Source organism: Nocardia miyunensis NBRC 108239 (assembly GCF_001613065.1).
Classification (GTDB): domain Bacteria; phylum Actinomycetota; class Actinomycetes; order Mycobacteriales; family Mycobacteriaceae; genus Nocardia; species Nocardia miyunensis.
The window spans coordinates 121,856-128,428 of the sequence record NZ_BDBQ01000051.1 but is presented as its reverse complement, the minus strand read 5'-3'; the positions used below and the strand labels follow the sequence as shown (position 1 = coordinate 128,428).

Sequence of the window (6,573 nt, the reverse complement as noted above, 5' to 3'; positions counted from 1 at the left end):
GGGCGCGGCGGGACGGGCGGAGTCACGGGCCGCCGCGGGCTGCGCGCCACGCGCGAGCCGGGACGACCGGCGACGGCGGATCTCCTCCTCGAAACGCACCTGGCGACGCAGGTAGAACAGGTAACCCGCGAGCACCAGCACGGCCAGAGCACACCCCCACCACAGCAGCGGCGAGGCCACCAGCGCGAAAGCGCCGAACAGCATGGCGCTCAACGCCAATGCGAGCGTCATGCGCTGCCGGAACCGATAGCGGGCCGCACGGGCCACCGCATCGGCTTCGGGATCGTAGCCCCCGCGGCCCCGGCGGTTTGGCACGAAACGTCCTGACGCGGAATCGGATTCGGCATCGGCGAGATCCGGCCCGGCAGCCGCCGATTCGACCTCCTCGGCCTCGGGCAGATCCGTCGCCCGCTGCGTCCCGGATGCCGTGCGCGCCGGGGGAATTCGCGCGTTCATCGGGGCGGGTTCTTCGCCGACCAGCACGGAATCATCCCTCACATCCGGCCCGGCGTCCGCGACCTCGGTATTCTCGCGCTGGCTGTCCACTTCGTCCATACCGCCGAATTCGGCCTCGCCCGACTCGTCGACCTCGGCCTCGATGACCTCACCGACGTCGACGCCCGCGCCGGTACCGCTGCTGTCGTCGTGCTCGGTGACGGGCCCATCGGCCGAAGTCGTCATCCGATCCTCCGCATCATCGCCGTGTAAAAGCCTTCTCTGCACTCGTGTGGGTACCCAGTCCGGATCCGAGTCGTGCCCGGAGGCAGGCCCCGACTTGGCGCGTCGTCTGGTGCCACCCCGATGGAGTACCCGGGTGGCCAGGGCGGTATCGGTGGTTCGCCGAATGCGTGGATACCGCGCGGCGAGCATCGGGAACAACACGAAGACCCAGAGGACCACCAGGCCGACCCACAAGATCGAATTCGGCACTGCGCCCGCACCTCCGTCCCCGCCTGGCTGTCGTCCCTGCGACAGATCTCGCAACCTGCTCGTACATCGCCGACGTGCTGCCGACCGTTCTCGCACCGCGTCCCGGATAGGCGGAAGAGGTTGTACCGCCGCCTGATCGGGCCACTGCACCGGCTCCCTTCCGGCGATGCGGGACGCACCACCGACGTCCGTAGGCTAATTCGGCCGACGCGAAATCCGTCGCAGGCGCGCCGTCAACACCTGCCCCACGAGTAACACGGGTCTCCTGGAGCCAATTGGACACACTCATGCGGGGGTGGCACGACCTGCCCGGATCAGCCTGTCCACGACCGTGCCGGACAGATCCTCGACGGTCATGCCGACCAGCAGGTGGTCGCGCCAGGCGCCGTCGACGTCCAGGTAGCGGCGCAGCATGCCCTCCTCGCGGAAGCCGACATTGCGCAGTACCGCCTGGCTGGGCAGATTCTCGGGGCGGACGGTGGCCTCCACGCGATGCAGGCCGACGGGCCCGAAGCAGTGGTCCAGGCCCAGGGCGAGGGCCGCGGTGGCGACACCCTGGCCGCCGACATCGGTGGCGACCCAGTAGCCGATCCACGCCGAACGCAACGCGCCGCGCACGATATTGCCGACCGTCAACTGCCCGCTGAAGTTGCCGTTCACCTCGATGACCAGGGGAATCATCGCCCCGCGCCGCGCCTCGGACTTGAGGCTCGACCACAGCGACGGCCAGTTCGAGGGATGATTGCGCGCCTCCCAGGCACCGCGGCCCGTGGGCTCCCACGGCTCGAGATGATCGCGATCGCGCACCCGGATGCGCGCCCACGCCGACGCGTCGCGCAATCGGACGGGACGTAACGTGACCAACCCGGCGCCCACCCGCACCGGGCCGAGATGCGCGGGCCAGCCGGGATGCTGCGCAGCCCGAAAAACGTTCATGTCCATTACTATTCAGCCACGCTGGGCGAGAAATGCAACCTGGACCTCGTCACCGGTGCGAACCTCGGTGACTTCCGGCGCGAGCACGATCAGACTGTTCGCCTCGGCCAGGGTCGAGAGCAGATGTGCGGAACCGTTCACGCCCAGCGGCTGCACCAGATAATCGCCGGTCTGCTCGTCGCGCATCAACTGCGCGCGCAGATAACCGCGCCGCCCGGCCATCGAACTGATCGGCATGATCGTGCGCGCCCGCACCACTCGCCGCATCGGATGACGCCGCCCCAGCGCGATGCGAATCAGCGGACGCACCATCACCTCGAAAACCACCAGTGCGCCAACGGGATTCGACGGCAGCAGGAAGGTCGGCACCTCATCGCGGCCGAGCCGCCCGAACCCCTGCACCGAACCGGGATGCATGGCGACCCGATCGATCGTCAACTCGCCCAGGCCCTCGAGCGCCTCGCGGATCTGCTCGGACGCCCAACCGCCGACCGCGCCGGCGATCACCACCACCTCCGAGCGGACCAGCTGCCCCTCCACGATGTCGCGCAGCCGCTTCGGATCGGCACTGACGATGCCCACGCGGTTCACGTCCGCGCCCGCGTCCCGCGCCGCGGCGGCCAGCGCATACGAATTCACGTCGTAGACCTGGCCCGGACCGGGCGTGCGATCGATGTCGACCAGCTCGCCGCCAATCGAGATCACCGACAGCCGCGGCCGCGGATGCACCAGCACCTTGTCCCGGCCCACCGCGGCCAGCAACCCCACCTGCGCCGCGCCGATGATGGTGCCCGCACGCACGGCGATATCGCCCGGCTGCACGTCATCGCCGATGCGCCGCACGTAATCACCCGTGCGGACCGGCTCGTAGACCTTGATCCGCGCACGGCCGCCGTCGGTGAAATCGACCGGCAGCACCGCATCGGCCAGGGTGGGCAGCGGCGCGCCGGTATCCACGCGCACAGTCTGCCGCGGCTGCAACCGGATCGGCTGCCGCGAACCGGCCTCGACCTCGCCGACGACCGGCAGGGTCAGATCGACCGGATCACCGTTCTCGTCCCGGATGTCCGCGCCCGCACCCTGAACGTCGACACTGCGCACCGCGTAACCATCGATGGCCGCCTGATCGAAACCCGGCAGCGGACGTTCGGTGGCCACATCCTCGGCGCACAGCAGACCTTGGGCCTCGGAGATCGCGACCCGGACCGGCCGCGGCGCAACGGCCGCCGCGGTCACTTTGATCTGCTGATCCTCCACCGAGCGCATGCAGCCCTTCCCTCACGTCCGAGTCCGATGCGGCGCTCGCTCGGCTGCCGGCCAGATTACTCCGGCGACGTCAGCTGCGGATCCCAGTCGGGGGCGAGTCGGTGCTCCAGCCATTCACGCAAGGCCGGTCCGTATTCGTCACGCTCCAAAGCGAAATCGACCGCAGCTCGAAGATAGCCGCCCGGGTTGCCCAGGTCGTGTCGCGACCCACGGTGCACGACGACATGAACCGGATGTCCCTCGGAAATCAGCAGCGAAATGGCATCGGTGAGCTGCAATTCGCCACCCGCGCCGGGCTCGATGCGGCCCAGTGCGTCGAAGATCGCGCGATCGAGCAGATAGCGACCGGCCGCGGCGTAGGTGGACGGCGCGTCGGCGAGATCGGGCTTCTCCACCATCCCGTTGACGCGCAACACGTTCGGGTTCGTCGCGTCGGGCACGGTGGCCACATCGAACACCCCGTAGGCGCTGACCTGGTCCTTGGGCACATCGATGGCGCACAGCACCGAACCGCCGCGTTTGCGCCGCACCCGGCTCATCACATCCAGGACGCCCGAGGGCAGCACCAGATCGTCGGGCAGCAGGACGGCGATGGCGTCCTCGTCGGGGTCCAGCGCCTTCTCCGCCTGGGCCACCGCATGGCCCAGACCCAGCGGCTCCTCCTGGACCACCGAGGTCACATCGAGCAGCCCCGGCGCCTTGCGCACCTTTTCCAGAAGATGGAACTTGCCGCGTTCGGCGAGGGTGCTCTCCAGCATCAGATCCTCGACGAAATGTGCGACCACGCCGTCTTTTCCGGGCGAGGTCACGATCACCAGGCGAGCCGCGCCCGAATCGGCCGCCTCGGCGGCGACCAGCTCGATCCCGGGCGTATCCACCACCGGCAGCAGCTCTTTCGGCACGGTCTTGGTCGCGGGTAGAAACCTCGTCCCGAGCCCGGCCGCGGGGACGACGGCGGTACGGAAGCAGGATTTCGCGGTCGCGTCGGATCCCCGCACCCTCGCGTCCGATCCGGCGTCAGCTGGCCCACCCGTCGCCCGACCGCCATCCTTCGCCGAATCGCTTCGCGATGCTGTCATAAGGCACACCCTATCCATCAGTTTCGTCGGCCGGACGGGCTTCGCCCCGGCGCGGCACACCGCGAAGCCTAGGTGGCGGTCCCTGTGACCGCTCGCCGAGTTCCGCGATGCGGACCCGGCCACCACCAGCGTGCTTGCAACTGTTCCCCGTCGCACAGAGCGGGAAACCCCGGTCGCACGTGAGCTTCGCGACGGTGCGGTGTGCGACCGGAAACCAGGCGGGCAGGACAAGCCCGATCGCCGAGCAGGACCATGCCGAGCGAATGACGGGAACCGGCCGGGGCCACCTATCGTGGTCCGCGTGGAGATCGCTGGTCAGCCGGACAAACGTGAGTGGCGCGAGAGATTGCTGGCCGGACGTGCCGCCGTGGATCCCGCCGTACACGAGGCGGAATCGGCAGCCCTGGCCGCCGCGTCGTCGCGGCTGCTCCTCGACACCGCCGAGGAGACCTGGGTCGCCGCCTATGTCCCGGTGCGCGGCGAACCCGGTTCCCCGGCCATGCTCGACGCGCTCCGGGCCGCGGGCGCACGTGTCCTGCTCCCGGTGACGGGCCCGCCGGGGCCGCTGAACTGGGCCGAGTACACCGGACGAGCGGAATTGCACCGCGCCCGCTACGGCCTCCTGGAACCGACCGGCCCGCACCTGTCCCCCGCCGCCATCGCCCGGGCCACCACGATCCTGATTCCCGCCCTGGCGGTGGACCGTCGCGGCGTCCGGCTCGGCCGCGGCGCGGGCTACTACGACCGCACCCTCCCGGCCGCCCGCCCCGACGCCCGCCTCATCGCCGTCGTCCGCGACGAGGAACTCCTGGACCACCTCCCCGAAGAACCCCACGACCGCCGCATGGGCTGGGCCCTGACCCCCGACGCCGGCCTGACGCAGTTGTCCACGGACAGCTGAAGCTCAACCTTTCATCGGGCCAAACGAGCACCGCCGCCGGACAGAGGCCATCCGACACAAACCATCACACCTCGTTCCACCAGCCCCGAACAGCGCCAACTCCTGGTTTGCGGCGCGGCTCGCCGATGGGACGACGTGTGGCGGGTGCGAGGAACGAGTGCCCGACACGGGACCTATCGTCGAGCCCCAGGGCGCCGCAAACCCGCCGGAGCGAAGCGGAGGCCGAAGGCACGGAATTAATCCTCAATTGGTGTTGTTGGCACTGTCGGCTGTAGAGTGCTAACGACGGAGACTGTGGAGGTTCCTGTGCCTACTTATTCGTATCAGTGCACGCAGTGTGGCGATAAGTTCGACATCATTCAGAGGTTCTCGGACGATGCGCTGAGCACGTGCGAGAAGTGTGACGGCAAGCTGCGCAAGCTCTTCAATTCCGTGGGGATCGTGTTCAAGGGCAGCGGCTTCTACCGCACCGACAGCCGCAGCGGTTCGACCACCGCGAGCGAGCCCGCCAAGGCGGAATCCTCGGCCTCCTCGTCGAGCAACTCCTCCTCGGACGGTTCGTCGAGCAGTTCGAGCAGCTCGTCCAGCAGCAGCACGGCCACCAGCACTCCGGCTGCCTGACGTATCGGCCGCGGTGGGCGCACACGGTGTTGTCCACAGCTTCCGAGTTATCCACAGCCCAATTCTGACCAGCTGTTTTCCGGGCGGAGCGGTATCGCACGAGCCGTAGCGTCCCCGGTATGACGTACAGCGCGCCCGGCCGAGGCAGGTCGATTCCAGTCCGCGGCGGCGATATCGACCTCGGCCGCATTCCCCGCTGGGAATGGCTGCGGCACCGCCGCCCCTCCTGGCTGGACGGCACGCTGGCCCGCCGCGTACTGGCCGCGGCGCTCACAGCGCTGGCCGGATTCCTGTTCCTGCGCGACGATCCGGCCGCACAGCGGGTCGAGGTCGTGGTCGCCGCGCACGACCTGCCGCCCGGCCGCGCGGTGGCCGCCGCCGATCTGCGCACCGCCGCATTCACCGCGAACAGCCTGCCCGGCGGCGCGATCCGCGAATTCGCACCGTTGCTCGGCGCCACCCTGTCCGCACCCATGCGCGCCGGTGAGATCTTCACCGATCTGCGGGTGCTCGGGCCACGCCTGGCCGCGGCCGCCACCGCCGCACCCGACGCCCGGATCGTCCCGATTCGACTGGCGGACAACGTCGTGGCCGAGATTCTGCGCACCGGCGACCGGGTCGACGTGGTCGCCGCGGCCGAACCGGACACGCCCGCCGCGACACCCGCGCGCACCCTCGCGACCGGAGCCGTCGTGGTGTCGATACCCGAAAGATCCAACGCCGGGAAATCACCTCGATCGGACGACCGCGTGGTACTGATCGCACTCGATTCAGCGCACGCCACGACCGTCGCCGCGGCATCCCTGCGGTCCGCGCTCACGGTTATTTTTCAGTAGAGTT

Annotated in this window: 7 protein-coding genes; 3 read left to right on the top strand and 4 right to left on the bottom strand. The window is 69.2% G+C overall.

The window, feature by feature from the left end; all coding sequences use genetic code 11:
- The 4 genes from sepX to NM2_RS22580 form a co-directional block, all read right to left on the bottom strand.
- On the bottom strand, positions 1 to 930 hold a 930-nt coding region (gene sepX, locus NM2_RS22595; protein WP_369690330.1), incomplete at its 3' end, for a divisome protein SepX/GlpR.
- A 285-nt stretch (positions 931 to 1,215) separates the two neighbouring features.
- Entirely contained in the window at positions 1,216 to 1,866 is a 651-nt protein-coding gene (locus NM2_RS22590) for a GNAT family N-acetyltransferase (RefSeq protein ID WP_067672318.1), read from the bottom strand.
- A 12-nt stretch (positions 1,867 to 1,878) separates the two neighbouring features.
- Entirely contained in the window at positions 1,879 to 3,132 is a 1,254-nt protein-coding gene (gene glp / locus NM2_RS22585) for a molybdotransferase-like divisome protein Glp (RefSeq protein WP_067672285.1), read from the bottom strand.
- Between the two features lie 56 nt (positions 3,133 to 3,188).
- Positions 3,189 to 4,130, bottom strand: a complete 942-nt coding sequence (locus tag NM2_RS22580; RefSeq protein ID WP_067672280.1) for a UTP--glucose-1-phosphate uridylyltransferase — start codon at positions 4,128 to 4,130, stop codon at positions 3,189 to 3,191.
- A gap of 382 nt (positions 4,131 to 4,512) precedes the next feature.
- Between NM2_RS22580 and NM2_RS22575 the strand changes: the two genes are divergently transcribed.
- The 3 genes from NM2_RS22575 to NM2_RS22570 all read left to right on the top strand — a co-directional run bounded on the left by NM2_RS22575 (position 4,513) and on the right by NM2_RS22570 (position 6,569).
- On the top strand, positions 4,513 to 5,112 hold the full coding sequence (locus tag NM2_RS22575) for a 5-formyltetrahydrofolate cyclo-ligase (RefSeq protein ID WP_245718164.1): 600 nt from the start codon (positions 4,513 to 4,515) through the stop codon (positions 5,110 to 5,112).
- Between the two features lie 306 nt (positions 5,113 to 5,418).
- Positions 5,419 to 5,733, top strand: coding sequence for an FmdB family zinc ribbon protein (locus NM2_RS47685; protein WP_084531428.1), 315 nt, complete (start codon positions 5,419 to 5,421; stop codon positions 5,731 to 5,733).
- Positions 5,734 to 5,852: 119 nt separating this feature from the next.
- Positions 5,853 to 6,569: an SAF domain-containing protein gene (locus NM2_RS22570; RefSeq protein WP_084531427.1), complete on the top strand. Its 717-nt coding sequence runs from the start codon at positions 5,853 to 5,855 to the stop codon at positions 6,567 to 6,569.
- Positions 6,570 to 6,573 lie beyond the last annotated feature (4 nt).

Excerpts from the sequence above, each read along its gene's own strand:
- glp (WP_067672285.1), bottom strand. The coding sequence starts at position 3,132 with ATGCGCTCGGTGGAGGATCAGCAGATCAAAGTGACCGCGGCGGCCGTT.
- NM2_RS22590 (WP_067672318.1), bottom strand. The coding sequence starts at position 1,866 with ATGAACGTTTTTCGGGCTGCGCAGCATCCCGGCTGGCCCGCGCATCTC.
- NM2_RS22570 (WP_084531427.1), top strand. The coding sequence starts at position 5,853 with ATGACGTACAGCGCGCCCGGCCGAGGCAGGTCGATTCCAGTCCGCGGC.